At 45.2% G+C, this 25,374-nt stretch carries 17 protein-coding genes and 1 riboswitch; of the genes, 1 reads left to right on the plus strand and 16 read right to left on the minus strand.

The annotated features are described in order from the left end of the window. Positions 1-16: 16 nt before the first annotated feature. The 3 genes from RQP52_RS12855 to RQP52_RS12865 form a co-directional block, all read right to left on the minus strand. On the minus strand, positions 17-952 hold the full coding sequence (locus tag RQP52_RS12855; RefSeq protein WP_315951933.1) for a carbohydrate ABC transporter permease: 936 nt from the start codon (positions 950-952) through the stop codon (positions 17-19). A gap of 114 nt (positions 953-1,066) precedes the next feature. Beyond that, positions 1,067-2,371 (minus strand): extracellular solute-binding protein, encoded by a 1,305-nt coding sequence (locus tag RQP52_RS12860; protein WP_315951934.1) that lies wholly within the window; start codon positions 2,369-2,371, stop codon positions 1,067-1,069. 185 nt (positions 2,372-2,556) lie between these two features. Next, entirely contained in the window at positions 2,557-4,374 is a 1,818-nt protein-coding gene (locus RQP52_RS12865) for a cache domain-containing sensor histidine kinase (protein ID WP_315951935.1), read from the minus strand. A 155-nt stretch (positions 4,375-4,529) separates the two neighbouring features. Beyond that, positions 4,530-4,590: riboswitch (Fluoride riboswitch) on the plus strand. A gap of 96 nt (positions 4,591-4,686) precedes the next feature. Between RQP52_RS12865 and RQP52_RS12870 the strand changes: the two genes are divergently transcribed. Beyond that, positions 4,687-5,967 (plus strand): voltage-gated chloride channel family protein, encoded by a 1,281-nt coding sequence (locus RQP52_RS12870; protein WP_315952238.1) that lies wholly within the window; start codon positions 4,687-4,689, stop codon positions 5,965-5,967. Between the two features lie 410 nt (positions 5,968-6,377). Here RQP52_RS12870 and RQP52_RS12875 read toward each other — a convergent pair whose 3' ends face one another. The 13 genes from RQP52_RS12875 to RQP52_RS12935 form a co-directional block, all read right to left on the minus strand. After that, positions 6,378-7,586 carry an RCC1 domain-containing protein gene (locus RQP52_RS12875; RefSeq protein ID WP_315951936.1) on the minus strand — a complete coding sequence of 403 codons (1,209 nt, stop codon included), beginning with the start codon at positions 7,584-7,586 and terminating at the stop codon, positions 6,378-6,380. A gap of 171 nt (positions 7,587-7,757) precedes the next feature. Continuing rightward, positions 7,758-8,156: a glycerophosphodiester phosphodiesterase gene (locus RQP52_RS12880; RefSeq protein WP_315951937.1), complete on the minus strand. Its 399-nt coding sequence runs from the start codon at positions 8,154-8,156 to the stop codon at positions 7,758-7,760. Positions 8,157-8,158: 2 nt separating this feature from the next. Beyond that, positions 8,159-8,491 carry a glycerophosphodiester phosphodiesterase family protein gene (locus RQP52_RS12885; protein WP_315951938.1) on the minus strand — a complete coding sequence of 111 codons (333 nt, stop codon included), beginning with the start codon at positions 8,489-8,491 and terminating at the stop codon, positions 8,159-8,161. A gap of 14 nt (positions 8,492-8,505) precedes the next feature. Next, the gene (locus RQP52_RS12890; RefSeq protein WP_315951939.1) at positions 8,506-9,321 is read right to left on the minus strand and encodes a carbohydrate ABC transporter permease; all 816 of its coding nucleotides are present in this window, start codon (positions 9,319-9,321) and stop codon (positions 8,506-8,508) included. Between the two features lie 15 nt (positions 9,322-9,336). Then, on the minus strand, positions 9,337-10,230 hold the full coding sequence (locus tag RQP52_RS12895) for a carbohydrate ABC transporter permease (RefSeq protein ID WP_315951940.1): 894 nt from the start codon (positions 10,228-10,230) through the stop codon (positions 9,337-9,339). A gap of 122 nt (positions 10,231-10,352) precedes the next feature. Continuing rightward, positions 10,353-11,675 (minus strand): ABC transporter substrate-binding protein, encoded by a 1,323-nt coding sequence (locus RQP52_RS12900; protein WP_315951941.1) that lies wholly within the window; start codon positions 11,673-11,675, stop codon positions 10,353-10,355. Positions 11,676-11,686: 11 nt separating this feature from the next. Further along, a complete protein-coding gene (locus tag RQP52_RS12905; RefSeq protein WP_315951942.1) occupies positions 11,687-12,565 on the minus strand; it encodes an HAD-IIA family hydrolase in 879 nt (292 codons plus the stop codon). 220 nt (positions 12,566-12,785) lie between these two features. Then, entirely contained in the window at positions 12,786-13,334 is a 549-nt protein-coding gene (locus RQP52_RS12910; RefSeq protein WP_315951944.1) for a glycerol-3-phosphate responsive antiterminator, read from the minus strand. A gap of 97 nt (positions 13,335-13,431) precedes the next feature. Further along, on the minus strand, positions 13,432-18,897 hold the full coding sequence (locus tag RQP52_RS12915; RefSeq protein WP_315951946.1) for a glycerophosphodiester phosphodiesterase family protein: 5,466 nt from the start codon (positions 18,895-18,897) through the stop codon (positions 13,432-13,434). Positions 18,898-19,141: 244 nt separating this feature from the next. Beyond that, entirely contained in the window at positions 19,142-21,802 is a 2,661-nt protein-coding gene (locus RQP52_RS12920) for a glycosylhydrolase-like jelly roll fold domain-containing protein (protein ID WP_315951947.1), read from the minus strand. Between the two features lie 71 nt (positions 21,803-21,873). Continuing rightward, entirely contained in the window at positions 21,874-23,454 is a 1,581-nt protein-coding gene (locus tag RQP52_RS12925; RefSeq protein ID WP_315951948.1) for a type 2 periplasmic-binding domain-containing protein, read from the minus strand. A gap of 78 nt (positions 23,455-23,532) precedes the next feature. After that, positions 23,533-24,402 carry a carbohydrate ABC transporter permease gene (locus tag RQP52_RS12930; protein WP_315951949.1) on the minus strand — a complete coding sequence of 290 codons (870 nt, stop codon included), beginning with the start codon at positions 24,400-24,402 and terminating at the stop codon, positions 23,533-23,535. Between the two features lie 2 nt (positions 24,403-24,404). Then, complete coding sequence (locus RQP52_RS12935; protein ID WP_379174195.1) at positions 24,405-25,259, minus strand: ABC transporter permease; 855 nt, start codon at positions 25,257-25,259, stop codon at positions 24,405-24,407. Positions 25,260-25,374: the final 115 nt, after the last annotated feature.

Below are 25,374 nucleotides of genomic sequence, written 5' to 3' on the forward strand. Positions count from 1 at the left end.
GTGTCTCTCCTCTTTCCTATCCTCTGTCTTTAAAAAACTTTCTCATAGAAAATGAAATGGCAATGACAATCAGGAAGAAAATAACGGATACCGCTGAAGCATATCCGGCATTTCTGAATTGAAACCCTTGCTGGTAAATCAACAGCGCAAGCGTTCGTGTTGAATTTTCAGGTCCGCCGTTCGTCATCACATAAGGTTGTGTAAACAGTTTTACGGCTTGAATCGTCGTAATGGTTAATACGAACACAATCACATTGTATAAGCTTGGAATGGTTATAAAACGCAGCTGCTGTACCCTATTCGCCCCGTCCATCGCAGACGCTTCATATAGATCCTTAGGAATGCTCTGCAATCCTGCCAGAAAAATCATCATTTGATAACCGGCGGCTTGCCAAACGGACATGAAGATAATGGCGTTCATGGCTTGATCCGCGCTGCGCAGGAAAGGCTGCTTCGGGATACCGAGAAACTGTAAGGCGGAGTTAATCAACCCTTCATTTGGATTGTATAGTGAGATCCAGAGGATGGCGATCACGGTCATGGAAGTAATCACCGGACTGAAGTAAGCAATCCGAAACACATTTCTAAGCTTCAATTGATTATTGACTAGCAAAGCGAGCATAAGCGCTACTGCGGATTGAACAGGAACAACAATAATGGTGAAATAAAGTGTATTGTACAGCGATTTATAGAAAAGCTTATCTTTGAACAACATGAAGTAATTGTCCAGGCCGATAAATTTAATTTGATCCGGTCTCAGCAAGTTAAACTTCGTAAAGCCGAATACAACAGCTAGCATGAAAGGCAATAGTAAAAACAGGATGAGCAGGATAACAGCTGGTAGAATGAAGGAATAACCCGTTAACGCTTCTCTCCGCTTTTGATGCCCGATTGACGAAAGCCTGGACTTCTTGCTGCTCTGAATTTGAATTTGTGAACTGGCACTTTGCATGGGCTCACCCTCACTCCTCTCCAATTAAGTCTTACTTTATATATGGCAAGCGTCATGCGGCACCTTTTCCTAAGTTCGGATATCCAAGTGCCGCAAGAGCCTCCTTCTTAAAAGTTACTTAAAATTACGCTTGTACTCTTCATCATAAGAGGATGCCACCTGATCGAGCGATTTCTTCACATCTGCTCCCATCATGATGTCCGTCAAGGCTTCAGCAAATTTCTGAGTTAATACGGGATAAGCAGGTGTCACGGGTCTGGCATGAGAAACCGTTGTTACTTGTTCTTTAATCACTCTCATCGGCAGATCATTGTATTCCGGCAAGCTGTCGTATGCTGATTTTCTGCTAGCGGGCATACTGGTCGCTTTGGCAAGCTGCGAGGAGCTCTCCTTGTTCGTCATCCATTTCACAACTTCAGCCGCCTCCTTCGGATGCTTGCTATCCGTTGTTACGCCAATCGCCCAGCTGCCTGATGGCGAGCTAATGCTGCCGCCGGCCTTCTTGGGGAAGTACGTAATCCCCCATTCCAAATCCGGATAATTTTTGAACCCTGGAATATTCCAAGGACCTCCAAGTTTCGTTGCCGCTTTGCCCTCTTCGAATTCCGTCGGTTTCGGATCGATATTGAACAGCTTCTCGTTCGCCAATTTCTGCAGGAATTTTGCTGCATCCATCCCCTTGTCGCTGTTAACCCAGCCTTGCGAGGTATTGCCTTCCTTATTGACAATATCGGTACCGGCAGAAATCCACAGCTGTTCGAATGCGTACGTCATCCACTCGCCTTTGTCGTTAATCATATTGGTACCGAACATCTCTTTGGAAGCCGTCTTTTTCATGACATCGTACCACTGGTCCCAGGTCCAGGCGTCTTCAATTTTCGTCGGGGGTTCGATGCCGAACTGTTTCATGATTTTCTTGTTGTAGAATAGCACCACAGAGGATTCGGACAGACCTGCAGCATAAAATTTCTCTTTATATGTGCCCTGCTGAATAATGGATGGAACGAAATCGTTCAAGTCTTCTTTGGTGAAATAGTCATCAAGCGGAATGATGATATTGGATGCGGCATAGTTGGCAACATTCGGACCATCCATGGATACGACATCCGGCAGCGTGTGGGAAGCTACGGCAGCGTTGATTTTATCCTCGTAAGCAAAGGAGTTTCCTCTCGTAATCGGCTCCATCTTCAACTTAATCTTACCTTGATTGGCCTTATTAAACTCTTCAACTCTTCTTACGTAAAATTCGTCTTCCGGACCGCTGGCTTGTGGTCTCCAGTAGGAAATTTCAATTTCCTTCTGACCTGTCTGGGAACTGTCTCCTGTTGAGCCTGCACTTCCTGCTGATCCGCCTGTTGAGCATCCTGCAAGAAATGAGATGGCTAATAAACCCGATATCGTTTTTATGTTTCTATTCATGCTTACCCCTCCTGAAGCGTTTTCTTGTTTACGCTTTCATCATATCGTGACCTCTACCACGGATCCTACTCTAAAAATCGTAAAATGGTGGACTTTTGCAATGAAAACAGTTTCATGCCCACTTATTTATCGCAAAAACCTCTAGCATGATCGCAAAACGAACGACCGCGCTAGAGGTAATATCGTTATGGCATAGGCAAAATAATCGTTACTTTCGTACCTGCCAACAATTGCGATTCAATGGTTACACCATACGGCTCCCCATAAATCAGCTTAACCCGTTTATTCACATTTTCTATTCCAATAGATTTGCTATTTCCTGTAGTTTCCGTATCCGAAATGGCCAGAATGCGAGACAACACCGACTCCTCCATCCCCTTGCCATTGTCTTGTATGGTGAAAACCCTCAAATTACCCGCAATGTGACCCGAAACACGAATAGAGCCACCCTCCTCGCAATCCTCCAATCCATGAATAATGGCATTTTCAATGAAAGGCTGCAAGAAAAATTTAGGCACTGTGTAACCGTAAAGCGCAGGGTCAATGTCATACTGAATTTGAAATTTGTCTTCAAACCGCTGCTTCATGATATAATCATAACTTTTCAGATAACTCACATCTTCACCAAGAGTAACTTCGCCGGACTTCTTGGCGGTATATTCCAGCATTTCTGACAGATCCACGAGCATATTACTAATAACCGTTTGCTTGTTCTCAATGGCTAAATAATTAATGATGTTCAACGTATTGTACAGAAAATGCGGATTGAATTGAAAATTTAACGCTTTGAGCTCCGCCTCGATCTCCTTCAGACTTGTCTCATAGTTTTCTTTAATCAGAGTCTGAATTTTATCGTTCATGTGATTAAATTTATGAATAATGAGGTTCACTTCACTAGTCCCATGCGTTTCAATTCTCGCGTTAAAATTCCCTTCCCCGATCTGTTTAATCCCCCACAGCAATTTTTTGAGAGGCATTGTAATCCGGCTTGAGAACAAAGATGCCAGAAAGATGGACAGTATCAGAATCAACACTGTGGAGTAGAGCGTGTAACTGAACATATTAGGCACCGTTTTCAGCAAATTGTCATACGGAATGAACACCGCCGAAATCCAGCCCGTCGTGGCCATCTGATCGAAGCAGACGACCATTTTTTCACCGTTAATCTGAACATAGCGTGTGCCGCTTTCAGCGTCCAACAAGCTGCGCGTCCATTCTTGATCTAACAACTTATCACCGGATTGATCGGAAGTCGAAATTACTTCCATATCCTTCGTAAATACATAGTAATACGAGTCCTTTATAACCAAGCTTTCCTTGAATGCTCTACTGATCATCGATTCTTGAAAATTAACGAGGAGAATCGGGCGCTCAGCATCTTTATCCATGCCTTTCAGCAGGTTGTTCGTGACACGGGATAAGTTAATAAATCGCGCAGCAGTAAACACATTTTGATCTTTCCTACTTGCCGCTGCCGAAGAGGCGAAGTACTTTTCCAGCAAGTTGTAGGTTGGAATCCATATTGTTTTGTCTATAGCCTTCAGACCGGTTTGGTAAATGTCAGAGGAGGAAAAATCCTTCTTTGGAATCCAGAAATTAGGGTTTCCGCCAAACATGTAATCCTTCGTCGCCAAATTGACGGAAAAGAAATCCTCCGATGAAGGGAAATATTTCTGTAAAATTCTAGTGATTTTCCGATCTGTTTCATAATCTAACTGCCTAACTTGCAAGTCAGTCGTATTAAAGAGCTCGAACAACTCCTCATCCAGATGCATGTTAATTGCACTTTGTTCGACGGTGGCAAATTTGGCATCTAAGGACTTATTACTCGTTTTCACTAATCCCAAATAGGTGCCGCTGGCATTCTGAAGAATCACTTGAGAGCTCTTAATGTAATAGCCTATTCCCAGCACTGTCATAGATACAACGATGAGCACGATATAGGATAATGTTAGCCTCACCCTTAAACTTAACTTATTGTATATTTCAATAAGTCCATACATCCTCTGACCTCCAGCTTCGCACTTGTATGTTCTTACATGGACTATAATGAATAAATAGTTGTTCTGCAAGTGGTTACACCTTGCTCCGATAGCTAAAAAACGACAACACGCTTGATATAAATACCGGATATGCGTATACTAATGAAGGTACTGATAATTTTATAGGCGATGGAGTTCGCCATTAACCGCCTTTGCGCTAATAACTCCTACCAGTTTATTTGGCATGAAACTGGTAGGAGTTTTTTTGTGTATACCTGCACGATAAAGGAGAGACAGAAGTTGAAACGTTATTTCCAAAGTCATACGTTAAGGATGAAGGGCTATGCAGAACGGTGGATTCACTTTGGAATCCTTGCTTCTATGCTCAAGTGGATTGTAATTGGTGGACTTGTCGGTATTTTTACAGGTTCTGCGTCTGCTCTGTTCTTGGCGAGTTTGGATTGGGCTACGAATACACGGACGAACCATTCATGGTTGTTATGGCTTTTGCCTGTCGGTGGAGCTATGGTCAGTTACTTATACGTTAAATTCGGCAAAGACTCGTCTAAAGGCAATAACCTTATCTTGGAACAAATACACGAAGGCAATGGAAAGATCCCTTTCCGAATGGCGCCGCTCGTTCTATTTGGAACTCTCGTCACCCATTTGTTCGGAGGTTCGGCAGGCCGTGAAGGAACAGCCGTACAAATGGGGGGAAGTTTATCCGAATGGATTGGTAAAGTCCTTAAGCTCAATCCATTCGATCGTAAAATCATTTTGATGTGTGGAATCAGCAGCGGTTTTGGCTCTGTTTTCGGTACTCCCCTAGCGGGCACGGTATTTGGCCTTGAAGTTCTTGTGATTGGCCTCGTCCGGTACGAAGCCCTGATCCCTTGTTTTATTGCAAGTTTCATAGCGGATAAAGTTACCACATCTTGGGGAATCCATCATCTTCATTATTCCATGGGGGCAGTACCGGATTTTAGTACCCTTCTCTTGTTGAAAATCGTGATGGCTTCCGTCTTGTTTGGATTAGCAGGCTTACTCTTTAGTGAATTAACCCATCGTCTAAAGGCATTATTTTCAAAAGTTTTCAAGAATCCGGTCATGAAGAGCTTTTGTGGGGGATTCGTCATTATCGGAATGGTGTACCTTTTTGGTACAAGAGATTATCTCGGCTTGGGTATTCCGCTGATACAGCAGTCATTCAGTGAGAGTGTAGCCCCTCTTACCTTCTTGCTTAAAACCATCTTTACCTCGGTCACTTTAGGCGCAGGTTTTCAAGGCGGAGAAGTCACCCCATTATTTGTAATTGGCTCGACGCTAGGAAGTTCGCTAGCTCATTACTTACATCTATCCGCTCCATTCCTGGCGGCAATTGGTTTTATCTCTGTTTTCAGCGGCGCAACCAACACGCCAATTGCTTGTTTTATTATGGGCATTGAACTTTTCGGAGCGGAAGGTGCTGTGTATATGTTCATCGGCTGCATCATTAGCTTCATGTTTTCAGGTCACACCGGCATTTATGCAGCCCAAAGGATCGGCATTTCAAAAAGCAGAAGTGTCACGATCGAAGAGAATGCTACTCTTGGCTCTCTTTTCAAGAAAAAGTAATGGCGGAAAAACAATAATTTTATTTTTTCATTAAATTCTGGCTCGTCAAATTATTTATTCATAAATTTGGAAATTAACCCATCGCCGCGACGACTGCTCCGTTTGGTATTCACAAATGATCAGCAAATGATCAGGGCAACTATACAAACAATTAACGCAGTTTTGACATCTACTGAACTAGTAGAGGAGAGGAGCGTTGGTGTTCATGTCAACAAAACGAAGATCCAAAACTGATTACGAATGTAACAGGTGTTACGAATACTCCTTTCACCCCGCAACCAGGTGATACTGTGCTCCAACGAAACTTAGTCAGAATATGATAACAAATAAACCATTCCGCATAATAAAAAGCGGCAGCTAGAGACTTGTAAAAAGTTCTAGACTGCCGCTTTTTTATTTGATTCGTCCTATCAGCGCCGAGATGTAGACGGTATAGGTTTTACTTCCACTTGTACGGGTGTTAATTGGAAGGACCATGCCGGCCCATACAGTCCTTGCCAATCATAGCCCCACATCCATAAGGAACCATCTTTTTTGATGACAGCATCCGTACGATCACCCGAGAAAACAGCAGTGACGTCCGATAAGCCCTCCACTTGATAAAGAGACCGATAATTTTCAATATCCAACGTATTGTTCAAATGTGCATAATCTCGAGGGAAATACCCCATAGCCCAAACCGTTCCGTCTTTTTTCAGTGCTACAATGTGTTCAGGACCTCTAGAAATATCAATAATATCCGACAAACCCTCTATTGGTGCTGGCGGCTCATCTATTCCGGAACCATCAAATTTGGGATTGGACAGATAACCTCCTCCCCAGATCCACACCGTACCATCCTTTTTCAGAGCGAGCTGATCAGGGGAAGTACCTTGACCAAGCTTTACGATGTCTGTAAGCCCCTGAATCTGTATCGGATTGTTGAAGCGCATCACGTTGAAGATATCACAACCCCGGAGGCCGCATTCCCAAGTCCAAACCGTTCCATCATCCTTAAGAACTGTTGAGCCCGATAGGTCTTTAATATGATCGATTCCGTTGGCTAACACAGGTTCCGTCTGCATGGATGAAAAATACTTTTCCCAGTCGCCTGTTTTGGCAGAACTGGCGATGTCTTCCCATATCCAGAGCTTACCGTCTTTATCAACGGCCATATATGGCTCAATTTTCACAATGTGCTTCAACTTGGGAACCTGGGTCAACAACTTTGGCGTATACAACCCCCACTTGTCTTTCTCCGCGCTATTGGAAGATTCTACATATTCTACATTCCAGACTGTACCGTCTTCTTTTAATGCAAATGCAGAGCTCCCTGTGGCAACGATGCTTGTAACCTTGTTCAAACCATCTACCTTCTCCAGATGGGCAGGATCGCGAATAAGATCCATTCTATACGCTCGGGATGAAATAGAGGTGCCCCAAACGTCACCTTTATCGTCCAGTACATAAGGGCGGCCACCAACATCAGTGATTTGGACAGCTTTAGCGTCGGCTGTCGCAGGCGTTGCGACTTCAGCTTGCACAGATGGCGATACGCTGACGAATAACGAAAAAGACATTGCAAGACTCAGGGATAGCGAGGATTTTTTCTTCCTGCTTGACAGAAAAAATAAATTCATTGCATCAAACCTCCAAGTTTAGTTAAGCCAAGAGGACAAACGGCTATAACCATTTGACGCGCTTGCAGGAAGAAAGTTTCTCCTTTTTATCCATAAAACGGAAAATGCTGTTGAGATGGCGCTTATAGCTGACGCATGCAAGATCAATTTGTGCCTCTTTTCCCCATCAAACTAACCCATAATCCGCCTTAATTTCGCTGGATAATCCGTAATAATTGCTGAAACCCCGCAATCCAGCATCCGTTTCATTGCTTCTTCCTCATTCACTGTCCAGACAATGACCTGTCTGCCGCTGTTGCGAATCGCGATGACGTCCTCACGTTCAACCATCGTATGATGCAAAGAAACCGCTTCTACCTCCAATTCAAAATCCTCAATCAATCGAAGCGGACGCAGCAGCTTGCCGTCATAGACGAGGCTAATTCGGGCTTCAGGCGCCAGCTGCTTAAGGCGGTATAACATGCGATGATCGTAGGAGGAAAAGATCACTGAGCTTAGCCGCCCGTATTCACGCAGCAAGGCGACGACCTTGTGCTCTATGCTGCCGCCATAGCTTACCTTCAGCTCCACATTTAAGCTATTTCCGGCGGTACCAGCTCCAGGACTTCACGGAGCAAAGGGATAGGCTCCCCGGCATATGCATCTGAAAACCAAGTGCCCGCATCTGCCTGCCGGATATCTGTCAACGTCATCTCGCCAATGCCACCGCGCAAATTCGTGGTCCGGTCCAGCGTTTCATCGTGGCACACTACGATTTCCCCATCCTGCGTGAGATGAATATCCAGCTCAATCGCATTGCATTGCTGCTCTAGCGCTAATCGAAGAGCAGCCATCGTATTTTCAGGTGCTTCACTTGAAGCCCCACGGTGTGCCACGACCAACGTCTTTTCATTGTGCCATTTCATTTCAATTCCCCCTATTATTTAATCCCTGAATGCATGAAGCTTTCCACAAACTGACGTTGGAACACGAAAAAGGCCAATAGAAGAGGCAAGATCACCAATACCGTAGCCGCTGTTACAGTCCCCCATTGCGCTCCCGTCTCAAAAGATTGTGCAAAAATCGCAATCCCTACAGTCAACGGTCTCGTTTCAATGGAATTCGTTACGATGAGCGGCCACATGAAATCATTCCAATGCGCACTGACGGAGATTAAGCCAAAGGCCAAATAGGTTGACTTGGCTGAAGGCAAATAGACGTGCCAGAGGATTTGCCACCAACGACATCCGTCCATTCTCGCAGCTTCGTCCAAGTCCATCGGGATTTGCTTAAACGTTTGCCTGAGCAGGAACACACTGAACGAAGAGGCCCAATAAGGCAGCATAATCGCCAATTTGGTGTCAACAAGGCCTAGCTCTTTCATAATCGTGTAATTCGGAAAAATGAGAATGTCCGGCGGGATCATAATTTGAACAAGAAACAACATAAACATGAAGCTTCGTCCTGCGAAATTCAATCTGGCAAACGCATAAGCGGCAAGGGTTGCCGTTATCAGCTGTGCAGCCAGCACGCCGAAGACGATGATAATCGTATTGGAATAATAGCGAAGGAAAGGAATGGTATGCCAAGCGTTCATATAATTTTGAATGGTGGGATGCTCAATGGCAAAGGGATTTACACGGGTGATGACCTCACTGGACGGTGTAAACGAGGTGAAAACTGCCCATATGAGCGGAACTGCAAAAACAATAGCCAGCAGCGCAATGACAAACCGGTTGGTGATCCTAACGACCATGACGCTGACCCCTCTCTAGTAATGGATACGTTTATCCAGAAATGCATAATTAAAAATAGAAATACTCAGTAGAATAACGAGTAGAACAACGGTAAGGACCGAGGCTTTTCCCATATCCCAAAAGCTAAAAGCCGTCTCATAAATATGGTACAACAGCAAGTTGCTTGCGTTGTTCGGGCCGCCTTTCGTCATTACATACAGGTGATCAACCAATTTAAAAGAATTCGTCGTGGCAATAATCATAACGAATAGCGTTGTCGGCATTAAGAGCGGGAACGTAATCCTTCTGAAGGTCTGCAGAGGGCTTGCCCCTTCCATTGCTGCAGCTTCATAGACTTCCTTCGGTAAATTCTGCAAGCCAGCCAAGTAAAAAATCATAAAAAAGCCGGCTTCCTTCCAAATCACCATGAGCATCATCGAAAATAAGACCCAATGCGGATCGCCTAGCCAATGCGGAGCAGGTATGCTAAATACGCCAAGAAACTTATCAAGCAACCCATAACTGGGTGTATAAATAAACAACCATATATTTGCTATAGCGATCATCGGAATGACTGTCGGGTAGAAAAATAGCGCACGCAGCAAGCCGGTACCTCTGAGCTTATTATTCACCCAAATGGCTGCATACATGGCCAACAAAATACTCACAGGAACCGTACCAATAGCTAGCAGTACATTATTTTTTAAAACTTTGAGGAAAATATCGTCCTGAAAAACATGCGCATATTGATCAAACCCGACAAATGTCTTGTCTGTGAATTCAGAGCTATAGAAACTCCAATATATCGACTTCAGTATAGGGTAAAACGTAAATACCCCTAAGAACAGCAGTGAGGGCATGAGCAGCGCATAGGCGAAACCATGTAATCTCCAGTTGATCTTGCTTTTTGTACGAAGTGCCGGTTGCATCGAATACATCCCCCTCTAATCTCACAAACTCGTGAAAGCGAGCGGAAGGGAAGTGCAGGCATAACAGGGAGTTAACCTCCATTAGCCGAACACTTCCCTTTCGTTTTCGCTATCAGACGCTGCTATTTTTGAAAGTTTTTCAAAATGTCATCCGCTTGCTGCTGCGATTTGTCCAATGCCTCTTTCGGCGTCATTGTTCCCAGCAACGCTGCTTGGATATTATCGTTAAACAGCTTTGTTACTTGGCCATTCTGATAGGTAGAAAGCTCGCTGTCCGCATATTTTAGTTGATCCCTTGCTACGGCTGCTTGCGGGAAATCCTTAATGTAGTTTTTCAGCTTGTCTGTCTCATAAGCGGCTTTTGTAGTACCTACATAACCTGTATCAATTGACCACTGTGCGACACGATCAGGCTGTGTTAGGAATTGAATAAACTTGATGGATGCTGCTTTGTGGTCTTCAGGGATGTTTTTGAACACATACAGGTTGCCGCCGCCAGTTGGTGAACCATACTTTTTATTGGCAGGCAGGAACGCTACGCCAAAGTTGAATTTCGCATCTGTTTTGACTTTTGTCAGATTTCCTGTTGTGTGGTACATCATTGCCGTTTTCCCGCTAATGAAATCGGATGGAACGGTTGCCCACTCGAGTGCACCCTCCGGCATGACTTTATCCTTGCGTCCTAGATCGGTGTAAAACTGCAAAGCTTCCTGTACTTCCGGTTTGTTAAAAAATACTTGCTTACCGTCAGGTGAAACAATGTTCGTACCGGTTTGAAGGGAAAGGGCTTGCGTCATCCAGTATTGATAACCCGTGCTAGGAATTTCAAGCCCCCACTGCGATTTGTCACTCGTCGTGAGCTTGGCTGCATACTCCTTCAGTTCCGTCCAGTTCGCCGGTGCCTTCTCAGGATCAAGACCTGCCTTCTTAAATAAATCCTTATTGTAGTAGAGCACGATTGTACTGCGTTGGAACGGTACACTCCAAACCGTATCGCCCGACTTCGTATTTCCCATAAAAGCTTCGTAGAAACCATTGAAATAATCCTTCGAGAAGCGAGGTGTCAGATCCTCAACGGCTTTCATGGAAAGCAAACTGTACAGATCAGTTGAGAGCAGTACCGCTAAGTCAGGTGAGTTCCCCCCTTGTACAGCTGTTGCAACCTTGGTCATCGTATCCTGATAGCTGCCGCCATACACGGGTTTTACAGTAATTGTCGGATTTTCTTTATGGAAATCGTCAGCCAACTGATCAATCAATTTCGTAATTGGCCCACCAACGGCCACTGGAAAGTAAAACTGCAATTCAACCGGCTTCGTGCTTGACGTTGCTTCGGCGCTTGCCGTCGGTGCTGCAGCTGTTTTGGTTTCCGGTTTGCTCTCTCCCTTCGCGCAAGCTGTAGCAACCATCGTGACCATAAGTAGTGAGACCAGTGCTTTTTTCATTGTTTTTCCTCCTAAAGATTATTGGATTTAATTTCGCTAAGCTGATTTAAAATATAGTCAGGTTCAATCCCTGTTTGAACGATGTCTATCTTAGAGTCTGCACCTGTCAGTACAAGAGCGGTGTACATGTCGTTTGAATTACCGAATTGTATATCCGTGGATAATCGATCTCCAACCATCAAACATTGGGATGGCGGAATTTTCAGCAGGTCAAAAGCTTTTTGTGCATAGTATTCGGAGGGCTTTCCGATCACACGGACCGTTTTCTGCAGGCTGGCCGTCTCCAGTGCTTTGACAAGCGACCAAGTATCCGGGATCACCCCATCATCAATCGGGCAAAAGGGATCAGGATTAGCCGCAATCAGCTTGGCCCCGTTTCGAAGGGCATTCACGCCGGCTGTTAGCTTCTCAAATGTAAACTGCCTGTCCAAACCGACAAGCACATGTGTCGCCAGCATCGGGTCCTGCGTCGTCTTGACGCCATACAGCGCCAATTCTTGTTCCATCGCTTGTTCACCAATCATGAGAACGCGGGCATCCAATTCATGCTCTTGAAAAAATCTCCCAGCCACACACAAGGCCGTGAGCACCTCATTCACCTCGCAAGAAATGCCTAATTCGGTAAGCCTTAACTGCACGCTTTCCTTGGTACGAATGGTTGTATTCGTAACGAACATGATCGATTTGTTTTGCTCACGCAGCCAGTTCACCGTGTTCAACACACCCGGCAAAAGCTTACTGCCCGCATAGATCGTACCGTCCAAATCGAATAAGTAACCTTTAAATGCATGCAACTCCTTATTGCTTTTCCTCGCATGTTTTCGCTGAAAAGGCACGATTCCACTTTTATCATCGATGCCACGCTCAGGAAATCTAGATGTTTCTGCCACAGCACTGCCTCGCTTTCAATAAAAATAACCCTTATCCGAAAAAACACGAAAACAAGCCTTCTCGGAGAATGACAAGCATGCTCCTGCTTATTTTCACATTTCCTGGACAAGGGTTTTCTCATGGTCTCGACCCTAAGTATCAGTTCTTGTGATAATCATAGTTCTACTATAGATGAAGATTGTAAGCGGAAAATTATCGATATTTTAATCTTTTGTAAATCTATTGGCAACTCCACATGTTCGGATCTCCAATAGATATGAAGTCAGCCCCGCTATCAAGCGCTTCTACGATTTCTTTTTCGTATCGAATAAGCCCTCCGACAATCAACGGTTGTTTAATCATGTTTTTCAATTCCTTGATCACTCTTGGCATTAAGCCTGGCATTAGTTCAACTTCATCCGGTTGTATGCTGTTGATCATGCGGACTGCCGTTTGCAATGCGGCCGTATCAATAATGAAGATTCGCTGAATGCTTTTTATGCCGGCTTGCCTAGCTGCTGCTATGGAGTTGGATTTCGTCGTAACAATCCCGTCCACTTTAAACTTTTCAGCTAAATACCCGACGGCATGTGCATCTCTGCCAAGACCGCCTACCATTTCCAAGTGCACATACACCTGTTTACCTGCTCGGTGAAGCTGTTCCACAATAGATTCCAAATTGCCAATATGACCTGTCATTAAATTAACTCGAGTTACATCACTTTCTAAAACCTTTGCGAGCTGATCGTCTTTCGTCACTGATGCGATAATTGGATATTTACTCGACATGCGCACTCACCCCCACTTTCACCTTAACAAACATTTATTTGCTAAGTGTTAACACCCCTCCGCCAAAATGATTTCGGAGGGGATGTTAACCATGCCATTAATTAGAAAGGTTTAGGGCTTGCAGCATGCGGCTTAGCATCACAGCACTTTCCGCACGTGTACCGGTACTTTGCGGAGCAAAGGCATTGCCATCCCTGCCGTTAATAATGTGCAGCGTGGAAGCTGTGTTACTTGCCTCCTTAGCCCACTCGGCGATATTTGCTTCATCAGTGAACGCAGCTGAGTTATTTGGTTGTGGCTTTGCGTTGTAGCCTGCGAAGCGTAGTGATCTCTCAATCATAACCGCCATTTCTTGGCGGGTTATTGGCGCATCCGGACGGAAGGTATGGTCTTCATAGCCGCCAACGAGTCCATATTCTGCTGCAAGGCTAACCGACGCCGCAAACCAATCGGAAGCTTTGACATCCTTGAAGCTTGCCGTTGTGGCTTTTGATGAAGTTAAGCCAAACGATCTCACCAGCAAAGCAGCAAATTCCGCGCGAGTTACTTGGCGATCAGGTGCGAAACTTGAGGCCCCAACACCTTGGACAATCCATTTGGTCGCCATGCCTTCAACCGTTTGTTTGGACCAATGATGTTCTAAATCACCGAATGTCACCGGGTTCGCGATAAGTAGATACGTGCTGTTCGTACGGCTGAAAATAACAACTTCATTGCCTTGGATCATAAATGGAACCGGATTATATACCATATTACCATTGGCATCTTTCTCTTCTCGTACGGCGGCCAAAGCTTTGGTATCCGTTCCGGCATCCAGCTTGATGGATCTAGTTATGAACGATTTGAAACTGGATACGTCTACGCTCTTTCCTTCTCCTGCTCCTACTCCTGCTGTAAGGGTAAAGTCAACGGCTTTCTTGACAGCTTTCCCGTCTGCCATTGCTTCTGCAGCCGCTTTTTCATTCAACTTGATTTGAATGGTGAAGTTCAACTTATCTTGCGAAACCCCCAGCTTATCTGCCCAAGCTTGCAAATCTACAGCTGACAGATTCAGCTCATAGGAACCAAGCTCGCTTTCAATATTGACTGTGTGATTGCTTGCTGCTAGCAACTTTTGAACGGCAGATGGTAACAGGATGGCAACAGCTTGATCCTTCTTCCCACTTAGAGGCACGGTTACGATCACTTTATCGTTCGTTGCCGATTGCTGGATGGCTGATTGCATCATCACATCAGTCACTGTATACACAGGCTCCTTAATTCCCGTACCATTGTTTGTGCCACTACCTGCTCCTGAGTCTGTTCCAGAACCTGATCCTGATCCTGGGTCTGGATCTGTTCCTGGAGTCGTTCCTGGATCTGTCCCTGGATCTGTACTTCCAGAAGATACGTTCAACGTGATTGGTTGTGTATATAAGTCATACTTATTTCCGTCGTTCATCGTATAGGTGTATCGTAAAAGTCCGTGCGCAATCCCCGATTTCTTGGCAGTAATCTCCTTGCCATTCACATCCAGTACCTCTTGTCCATCAAGTAAGATAAAGTCCGGTACAATAGTCTTCGTATCGCCTTTATACGATGTCACTTGAGCTTGAAGGAGAATATTTTCATCTTTGTTGAGTGTAAACTCTGTTTTCTCTGGTTGAATTACTGCCGCCATATCTGCCGCCCAGTTGGCATAATCGGTCGTTAACCCCCATGCACCATTTAAGAAAAATTGATTAAACGCCGTTCGATCATTCAGTGTCCAAGGAGAAATCAAGATACCGCGATGTTTAGCAGCTTCCATAAAACTTTGCGAAATACCGGTGTATCCATTATTAAAAGTAGCATTCAATGGCTGAATCGAACTAAGTACCGTTCTCAGCATTCCCTTAACATTACTGCCTCCAGACAAGCTGGATAAGAGACCTGAAGGCATCGTCGGCATCAAGCTATTCGTGCGCGCAATCTGAGCGGCAACGAAGGACATGTTGTCGATGTCGGCTTCGGCATTTTTGGCATTAACCAATTGGACGAAAGCGTCAATGGCCGCTGGTGTCGATGTCTTGATTTCGTTCATGATCATTTTCCCACGTTGTTGAACAAGATCAATTTGTTCCTCCAACGTCGGAATTTTCACATCCGGATAGCCCGTCGGATGAGACTTATTGGCATTGAGCGCCTTAATTTCAGCCAATGTGTAATTCTCGATATTTCCCGTGCCATTCGTCGTACCCGACAGTTCCCCATCATGATGAATGACAAGATAACCATCTTTGGAAATATACACGTCATTTTCGATAAAATCCGCCCCATTATCGAGTGCTAACCGATTACTTTCAAGCGTATTTTCCGGCGCAGCCGAAGGTAATCCCCGATGACCGATAATGTATGGCTTACGGATTAACGTTTTATTTTGGTTGTACACACCCAGTGCGGTGAAAGCAGCAGATGGTGTATCCGTTACGATACCGTTCACTCCGGCCGTAATCAAAGTATGCATGGACAGATTTTTTCCGGCAGCTGCCGCTTCATCTTTTGCCCAGACCATGACCGTTCTCATTTGCAAATAGTCTGTATTCTCTTTCGTTATCGCCTTTTGCGGAAGCACAGCAATATGTGCCAGGTCAGCATTGGTTGTCTGGCGGATTTTCATCAATTGTTCTTGGCTAAAATTTGACATGCCGCTGAAATCTACAATTCCGCGAATAATCGGATAGGCTAATCTCGCTTTTTTAACCAAATCACCGTTGTCCGACATCACGAATACATCTTCGATCCGATTATCTTTCAAATAAGTGATCAGTTTATCGACGGTTAATTCATCCTTGAGATAAAATGCCGGCATCGTCTTCGTCCCGAAGGAATCCAAGATGGCTGCTACATCTCCAATGACTGTTTCTCCTGTTGGGTTGGTTACTTTAAGTTCGTTGTTCACGTGTAAAATAGCCGTAGCTGGTGTTGCTGTTGCTGTTGCCGCATCCGCCCATTTCGTCAAATCTGCCGCCTGAGTAACCTCCGTTACAATCGTAGAAGCCATCGCAATTTTAGTATCAGGCTCTGTTACACTGGCATAGCGATCGGTTGCCGTTGGCGGCAGGGCATCTTGCTGTAGCGTTACCCGAATGTTATCAACCTTCATTTTGCTGCCGTTAGCTTGTAAGCCAATTCGACCTTTCATATACGAACCTGCATTATCTGTATCTACAACAACCTTGTCGTTAATCATTTCCATTACGCGATTGTTGAATGCTTTTACCGTATAGTGGTACATCTTGCTCGGATCTATAGCTTCCGTAAAAGCACCTGTATCCATAACATTCCAGGCATTAGCTGCGGTTCTTTCAGCAAACTCTACGCCATTTGCCGCTGTAGCGTCTTTTCTGACCGCCATTTGATAATACGGATAATCATTATTTTGAATGCGATACATGATGGAATGCCATCTGGCCGTATCGTTCGCTTGCAAATGCGTGACATCCGCTTCAATTTTATAATTGCCAAATGTCCCTAGATAGTCTGGCAAAAGTACTCGCGAAGGATTGTCCGGCGATGCCGCCGCATCCATTTCAAAGCTTCCGGCTTTAACAACGGCTTTACTGGCTGTCGTCCCTTCTTTGCGAGTCCAACCTGCAGGAAGTGTTCCTTCCGTTAGCTGATCAAAATTTTCTTCATAGAGGACATATTCCCTATCCGTTGCTTCTTTCGCTACGACTAGCATTGAAATGGAAACACCGTCTTTTTGGGCAGTTAAGGAGTATACACCTTTTTGAAGAACGTTCAGGCTGCCGCTATTCACCACAACAGAAGGGCTGTTGGACGTCCAGGTCAAATCATTTCCTGTCACGGTACCTGAAGTAAAATCAGTAAAATCTGCTTTAAACGTAATTGAAGTTAAATCTACCGGCTGATTCACTGTGGCCAAAAAATAATTGGTATCATGCTTGAGGGAGCTGACTTTCGCTGGCACCATGCTAGGTGTTACGGTTACTTCTTGCACGTATTCCGCATTCTCATAAATGACTCTAACTTCCGCTTTCCCCGCTTTCACCGGGTACAGTACATTGTTCGAGACTTTGATGATTGACTCATCAGAAGAGTAATATTTTAATGGCTTATTTAAAATGGATTCCGTAATACCGTCCGAATAGTACACGCTGCCGGTAACACTTATCGGTCCAGTCAAGGCTTCGATTGAGCCAGGTACAACGAGGTTAAGACGTTCTGCTGTAATTCGCGTCACCTTCAAGTTGTCGAATGACACCTTGCTTTGATCCGCTTGCAGCCCTACCTTGCCTTTCTCCATCACTACCGTTGTTGGCAGGGTGGTGTCCGTTACCAGGGTATAACCTGGATCTGACTTGGCTTTCATGTATTCTTTGACATTGTTATCAAAAACGCGAACCTTCATCGAATAATCGGCATTCAAGGTTAATGCTCTCCAAGTACCGGAGATTGGTGTCGGTGAATACCAGTTGCCGTCCGCTTTACGATAGGCGAATTCATAGGTACCATTTTGACGGATGGCCATTTGATTGTAAGGCACTTTTCCCGAAGAAGGCACCCGGAACATCAATGAAGCCCATCTTGCCGAATCCAGCACCGATTCAAATCGGATATCCGCTTCAACCGTATAGTTGTCCCATTGGACTGGCGCCACAATTCGAGCTTGTTTACCCGAGGCTTTCCCATCAAAAGTGACTCTGCCATTGCCATAAGTATCCTGCACGACAGTAAAAGAAGGGCTTCCAGCGTTCACATCACTAATCCATCCATAAGGAATGGTTCCGGTTGGAATCGTATCAAAATTTTCCTCAAGCAACACCGGATTCACCGTATCTGTTACAGGATTGCTATCGATCAGGTTAATCACACCAAAGCCGGAGGTATCATTCCAGAACGAACTTGACTGATAGGCACTCCAGTAGCTGTTTCTTTGCTGTGTCGCATCCACCCCATAACGGTCCGTTACCCCAATTTCCAAACCCAACTTCTTGGTGAGATTAGGATCCATCTTCAAAATATCCCATGGTATAGCGGTCTCTAAGGACCACCCCGTCGCCGTCTTCTGCATGGCTCTCAGAATCTTATTTGCATCTTTACTGCTTTGGCCGTTTGTTGCAGCTCCGAAATGAAACTCTGGTGATGTAGAATCCGCTTGATACACAAATCCAAGCTGCATATCATCTGCCACATAAGGGGCCGATTGGTGCATCGTAGGATCCAGAAAGAAATTAATATTATCCTGGTCAAACCAATTGCCTGATCCTGCCGCAGACAGACTATCATCATCCGCTTTGACTCCTATGTACAGGTACTTATTGTCCCAGAGCATGCCGAATTTACTATCTTTAAACGTACCACTGCCTGTTTGTTTGGTTAAGCTTTGGTTAATTGACCATAGTGATTCATCCAATTTCCCATCAATAACCGGAGCATTAACCGTCTTCCTCACATTTAATGTATTTCTAACGTCATCTGCTGCATGAGCCTGCTGCTCAGGCAAGAGACCATGCGGTACGAAACTGGCAACTAGTGCAGCTACAATAAGACGATTAAAAACTCTTTTATATCGTTTCATAGAATCAATCCTCTCTTCTGATAGGTACGGCATAAATTCCTGTTTAACCTAGCATTTCCCCTTACATCTCTACTCCTTTCTGTTTTTTGAGAACACAAAAAACCCTTCAAGCACACAAATGACACAGCTAGTTTTCACTAGCCAATCAATTGTTGCCTAAAGGGTTTTCTCCTGGTCTCCTACCCCTGCCTATTCAATTCGGTTGTCCTATAAACAATACTAGCGAGTGATTGTTTATTAGGTGTTATCTATGCAATAAGAAATTGTAAAGTGCAACAGGCCCGATAAGACCGCTTGGTTCTTGCTGCGCGAAGGCCGACAAATAGTCGCGTTGATCCTTCACAAGTGTATTCGTCACTTCAATGACAAGCTTGTTGTTGCCCTGCTGGATCAGTCCATGAATCTCCAACCGGTAGGGAGGACAGATACAGACGCCCGCAGGCTCACCGTTCAACCATACTTCTGCCGTTTCATAAACCTCACCCAAATCTAACAAAACGCTGTTCGTCGATTCACGCCATTCAAACTCCATTTCATAGCGAAAAGTTCCCGAAAAACGCGGTAAATAATCCGGCCCGCTCATGTTCGTTAACGCCGTTAGTTTTCCCCACTCCGTAAAATGAGGGTAGTGTTCAGCATCAGCGGTTGAGATCGTCCATTCGCCTTGCAGCTCAATTTCCGATGAAACCGCGTAGCGCGGTGATGCTGTATAACCTTCGAGTTCGGCGCCGTTAAGCAAGATGATGGACTCGTATGGAGAAAGATTCAGCTGAACCATCTTTGACCCGTTCTCCTCTATAACATTCACATCCATCAACCGATTGGAGAAAGCATCATAGGCGAATACATCATCTTGGACGGATAATGTAATTTTCGTCTGAATGGATTGATTAGGATGTTCATTAAAGAACATAAAAACATCCAAATTCTCGTGTTTATAATGATAATTACGAAGATAGGGCTGGTACTGATCAACTTTAATCTCATAATGGCCATCTGCGATAAGGTCTTGCGCCAGCCTGTCTAAGGAAGTAAGCTTCACTTTCGGATGAGCGGCAAGCCGAGACAGTTCGTCAGAAACATCACTGCCTTCACTCGATCGTAGCGGTAAACCATCGATAAAGCGAATCATGAGTCCCTGATCGGCAACCTGGACCAACCGCCTAATCATTGCCCCCGGAAGTGCTTCCGCATAGGGCACAATTAGACACTCGAAATCCTCAAGATTGACATGCAGCTTCCCGTCTTTTACGCTTGCCATTTCCAAAAGAGCATCTACTGGAATCACATCACAGTCAATCTGGTGCTGCATCAATTGTTTTACCGGCTTTTGAAAATACATCGCTTCCCCGGACCATTCGGCTTCAGCGTGATACACGACGGCAGCAGATGCCACATGCCGGCCATCTGATATCAGACGAGAGATGCGATTCATATATTGATTCAAATACTTATAGTAGCGGAACTGCGGATTTTTCCCATTCGCATACAGATGCGGCGGACAATCCGGATCCGGAAAAGCTTTTTGCGTAAACGCATGGGGGACAAAGTAGTTCACTCCGCGCACGAGCATATGGTCTGTGATCCACTTCATCAGCTTCAAGCCTTCCGCCCAGCCGTATGCGCCGTATACCTCGCACATCGTCCTCCCCTGCTTTTTGGGATCGATGTGTCCAAGCGACACGCCAAGCTTGGCAAGACCATAGTGAAAAAACTCACCATCTGCGATCCCCGTAGCACTGCGGAAAGTCAGCTCATCGAAACCGGGAACAATCTGCCAGAGTACCACATCAATTCCGGACATGTCTTGCCCCCAGAGTGATCGGAAGAAGTGTCCGGTGCCGGGGCCAAGCCTGGCATGAACGTTGTTGTCCTCAAGTACGTGTCCAATATAAGCTACCCCACGGGCCCTGCACCATTCCCCGATTTGGTTGCAGAAATTCTCCGCATATAACGTACTGACAATGTTCATATAGGCATATCGCACCCTGTTTGATTGTTCTCCAGACTCATGCCAGAGGAGATGCAGGTGCTTGCGGTAGTCCTCACCTAACGCCTGCTCAAGTAAAGCCGGCATTTCACTGCTCCAAGGGAGGACAACCCCTTGTTTTCCAGGCTTCGACTGAAAGTCGAAGGTCATTTTATCATTGTAAAATCCTGGTTCATCCGAAAAGAATCCTGCAAGTGTCTTGCCAAAGTCATCCTTGTAGCGCTCATACACAGCCTCATATACCGTATCAAGCAAAATTCGAACAGAATCCCGAACGAGAGGATTCAAATAATCTTCCTGGAGCTGGCTGCCGCCATCCTTGTTTTCTGAAACAATAAAGACACGCCAATAGCCGTCGGGGATATCCCAATAGAGGATGCCGTCTTGTACGAGATCCGTAATATCGATGCAGTCATTTGTTAATGTTCCGTTTGTTGGGTGGCGACGGACTGCGACAACGGAAATCAGCTTGTTTTTCCCACTCGCATAGTTAAGTTCAGAAAAAGTTGGGCGGAGCCCGCTCATCAGCAAGGTATCCAACAGGAAAGATGAACCCTTAGCAGGTCCGATGGTATCGATGAGACGTTCGCCTAAAAACTTGCGATGAAGCTCCTCAGGTGCCTCCTTCACTCTGCCTGCTGCATGTCCCGTCGGAAAATGATCATCATCGAGTATCCATACCTTCATGTTGAGCTTACGGGCTTCATCCATAATGACGTCCATATCCTTCCACCACTGTGGACCGAGAAAATCGGGATGAGGACGGGCCTCGACACACACAGCGCCAATTCCTGCTTCATGAACACGAGCTATTTCCTCCCTGATCACGTGCTCTTCCTCCCCATGCTGCCATAGAAAAGGAAGGATGTAATTATGTTCTTGACCCTCTAGCACTTCCTTAAGACGATTGCTCATCGTTGCCTCCTGTGTAAATAAAATACCCGCCCGTCTTTCGATCGACTTCGGGCGGGTTATCTTGGTAATGATTATTTCTTCACCTTCGAATGCCACTCTCTAGCACGTTTCGTAACTTCTTCGCCACCCGTTTTGTTCCATTTCTCTACAAACTCATCGAATTTGCTGAGCGGGTATTGCCCAAGGATAATTTTGGTCGCATATTCGATGAACAGCGTACGATTGTTAATGTCCGGGAAGCCGTCATATATACTGGCTGGTATACCGTCGCCGGCAATGGTTTTCGCATACTTTTGTGCCTCTTGCATGTTTCTGTTAGTCTGATCAACAGCCCACATTCGATCTTCGGACGCTGTACTTTTGTTTAGTTCTGTCATAAAGTCTAGTGTGGACAGTTTGGAATATGGATCAAGGATGAGGTTCTCCTGTGTACTCTTGTCATCCGGAAGTCTGACAGCTTTACCATCCTTCATCGTATAGTGCATGCCTTCTACACCAAGGAATAAAGCGTTCCAATTTTTCTTGTCGTACATATTGTTAAGCAGCTTCAACGTAGCCATTAGCTTCTTCTGATCCTTCGAGTTCTTAACAACCCACTGCGGCTCTAGAAATCTCTTCCACGTATAGAAACCTTTGTAGCCTGGAACTTCCGGTATTGGGAGGACAGCAAAGTCAGGTTTTACGCCTGTATTTTTATAGGTATTTTCCATGTACAAATAGCTTGTTTCTGCCCAGTGGAAGAAGTTTCCCGCTCTTCCGTCATTTACTTTTCCGTCCCACTTCGCCTTGTCGTTGAGGAGCGACTCTTTATCCAGCAGCCCGTCTTTATACAGCTTAGCAGCAAATTCCAGAGCTGCTTTCATGTTCGGTGTGACTGCGGCATAACTCAGCTTGCCGTCGTACAAATCCCACTGGGGATATCCTTCGAACATAGCCACTCCATACATAGCGAATAAATGATCCATCCAGCGCGCTTCCTGACGGCCACCTGTTGGAAGCTCGTCCTTCAGTCCGTTGCCGTTGGGATCTTTGTCCCGGAACGCTTCTAGTACTTTTACGTACTCATCTTGCGTTTTCGGCATCTGTAAGCCCAATTTATCAAGCCAATCCTTGCGAATCATTCCTGCGTATCTACCGTAGTCAACTACACCGGGGATAAAATAAATTTTTCCTTGGCCGGTAGGGTCGTTAGCTTTGACAATATCCCAAATGTCCTTCGGGATAGCTTCCCAAAGATTCGGCGCATATTTGGGCAGCAGATCCGTCAGATCGGCGATCGCTCCATTTTTAGCCAAACTATTTTCAATGCCCTCTTTCGGCAAAAATAAGTCTGGTATTTCCCCGGCAGCAATTTTCAGGTTCAACTGGTTCAAGTAGTTCGTGCCACCGTTCCACTCTACATAGGGATGAATGACGCCTACACCAAGCTTTTCTTTATATAATTCATATAGTTTGCTTCCTTTGGTAATCGGTTTGTAGCCGATATTGGTCCCCCATACTTCAATATCAACAACTTCACTTCCATTCGCATCCTGAACCTTCGCGGAAGGTGCTGAACTTTCGGAGGTGCCATTTTTTGTGCTGCAAGCAGTTACCGCCGTTATCGCAAGGAGACATGCCGCAGAAACCAACCCTAGCTTTTTTAAACTCATGTGTGAATCCCCCTCTTAATTAAAAAATAATTGAATTCATATGTTCAAGGCAGATGCCAAAAAACCAGAAATGTCTGATTACCCTTTTACAGAGCCGATCATAGCTCCTTTAACAAAGTATTTCTGAAGGAAAGGATACACCATCACAATTGGAATGATAGCGAAGATGACCGTCACTGCTCTCAAAGTTCGCTCGTTATAATTCAAGCCAGCCGTAGAAGCCGCCCCCACCATAATTACGTTATCATCTGTAATGAACTGCCGAATCTTAATCTGCAGCGGGAACCAGTTCGGATCTTGCAAGAAAAAGAGCGGATGCTGGAACTGGTTCCACAGTACAACACCGTAAAAGAGCGCGAGTGTCGCCAGTACGGCTTTGGACAGCGGAAGCACGAATTGAAAGAGCATCCGGAAGTATCCACATCCTTCGATAAATGCCGCTTCCTCCAATTCCTTCGAAAACTGCTTGAAGAAACTTCTCATGATGATCAGATTGAACGGATTCAGAATGTGCGGCACGATGAGCACCAACGGGTTATTATACAACCCTACGCCTCGAACCGTCAGGAAGTAAGGGATAATCGGTGCTTTAAAGATCATCGCGATGACCACACCAACCATGATAACAGGTCCCCAACGGAATTCCGATTTCGACAGCGGGTATGCGAGTAAAGCGGTCATCAACAAAGCAAGCCCTGTGCCTATAACCGTCGTGACGAGCGTTAGAAAAAACGATTTCCACAGGTCGGGACGGTCAATCATTTGCCCCCAGGAATCCAGTGTAAATTGCTTGGGCCAGATGGTGACCAGGTTCATATCGACGGCACTTTTCGAGCTTAACGAAGTGGAAATAACCGACAGCAGCGGTATGAGTGCCATAATAGACATCAAGATGAGAAAGGCTGTAATGGCTGATACGAATATTTTTTCCCCACGTGATTCATACATATCTACCAGAGCCCCCCATCCGAAACTTTCTTTGACAGCTTGTTAAAGATAAACACCAAAGTGAAACCGATCACGGATTGAAACAAGCCAACCGCCGTTGCAAAACTGTACTGGGCTTGCTGAATACCTGTTCGAAACACATACGTATCGAGGATATCTCCTACGCTGTAAGTCATCGGAGTAAGCATGTTAAAGACTTGATCGAATCCCAGATCCAAGAAATTACCGATTTCAAGCAAGAACAGGACTAGCACGGTAGGCAGCAGAAGCGGAAAGGTAATATGACGGATTTGCCTAAACTTCGATGCGCCATCGATCATGGCCGATTCATAGAGCTGAGGGTCGATCGCACTGATGGCAGCCATATACACCACCGTTCCCCAACCAGCGTCTCTCCAAATGGAGGAGATCACATAAATAGGCCGGAAGTACGCGCTCTCCTGCATCGCTAACACGGGTTCATGACCAAACCATCCAAAGACAATATTGAACAATCCGCTGATTGAAAAGAAGTCAAAAATGATACCGGCCACGATCACCCATGACAAAAAGTGCGGGATGTATAACGCGGTTTGAATCCCTTTCTTCAGTGCCGATTTTCGAATTTCGTTCATCATCAGTGCCAGCAGAACAGCTACCGGAAATACTAGAACGATTTTCAATAACCCCAATATCATGGTGTTGCTGAACACCCTCACGAAATCAGGATGATGAATTAGTGTCTTAAAATGTTTAAGACCAACCCAAGGACTATCGATGAATCCTTTAAAAACCGAATAGTCTTTGAAGGCGATTACAGCGCCGGCCAACGGGATGTATTTAAAAATAACGAGAAATACAATTCCCGGAATCGCCATGACATACAACGGCCAATACACCTTCAAACGATTTAATGTGACTACATTCACTTTATTCCCCCCGTATCTTGCTGTTGATATCGCTTACATGTATAACTATACCGTCAGGGGGAAC

Source organism: Paenibacillus violae (assembly GCF_032461945.1).
GTDB classification, from domain to species: Bacteria; Bacillota; Bacilli; order Paenibacillales; family NBRC-103111; genus Paenibacillus_E; species Paenibacillus_E violae.